General features: G+C 42.3%; 1 protein-coding gene and 1 pseudogene. Both read left to right on the top strand.

What is annotated here, in order from left to right:
* A pseudogene (locus tag J5224_RS30575) lies at nucleotides 1-601 on the top strand (YopN family type III secretion system gatekeeper subunit); the annotation flags it as partial.
* Between the two features lie 36 nt (nucleotides 602-637).
* Nucleotides 638-922, top strand: a 285-nt coding sequence (locus J5224_RS30570) for an FHIPEP family type III secretion protein (protein WP_264628792.1), incomplete at its 3' end; no start/stop codon positions are given.

Here is a 922-nt window from a genome sequence, read left to right as displayed (position 1 = left end):
AAAGGCGCGGTTATTAGGCACGACGCTCAAGATGACTCCCGCATTACTGCGCGAGAGCTATCGACGCTTTTTAGCCAATGATGATACGGATCTGATGCAGTACCAAACGTGGATATCGACCTACGGCGTTGAAAAACGCGGGATCCTGACCACGTTTATGGAAGATGCGCTGTTGGCGGATATTGACGCAGCCGATCCCAGTTGTAGTCATTCGGAGTTTTTCTTTCTTCAGGAAAGAATAAAGCAAATCAAGCGTATCCGATCGAGTGATATTTTGTTTGTGCAGGGGCTACTCACCAATACCGTTATTCGCGATGTGGATGAGAAAGAGGAGACCTGGCTGCTATTGCTCTTTGGCATGATCGAACACCCCGATGATGTGGATATGCTGCTTTCGCAAACCGTTGGTCGTCATTTACGTTTTGCTGAGCATAAGAATCGAGCGATAGTTTTACAAATGATCTACTACTATTGCAAAAAATTACCTCATGAAGTTTTTTTTTCAGAGGAAGAAAGAATAAAATTACTGATGTGTTTCGAAGAAAGACTCAATACCGCGTTATATCACGAACGAATTGAACAGCGGAAAGCCGCACCGTGATTTCTATGAATAAGTTGATTAAAATAGGTTGATAGGATGATTGGTTTTTTAAATCGGGTAAGGAACCATCCGGAACTCTTTATTCTTATATTGATTGTTGTGATCATTTCTATGTTGGTGATTCCTCTGCCAACCTACTTGGTCGATTTCCTGATTGGGTTAAACATTGTTTTGTCCATTCTGGTTTTTTTAGCGTCGTTTTATATTGATAAAATACTGAGCTTTTCAACATTCCCCGCCGTATTGTTGATTACGACGCTGTTTCGATTAGCGTTATCCGTGAGTACCAGCCGCCTGATATTAAACGATGCGGATGCGGGT

The organism is Candidatus Symbiopectobacterium sp. NZEC135, assembly GCF_025962695.1.
This window is presented reverse-complemented; position numbering and strand designations above follow the sequence as displayed.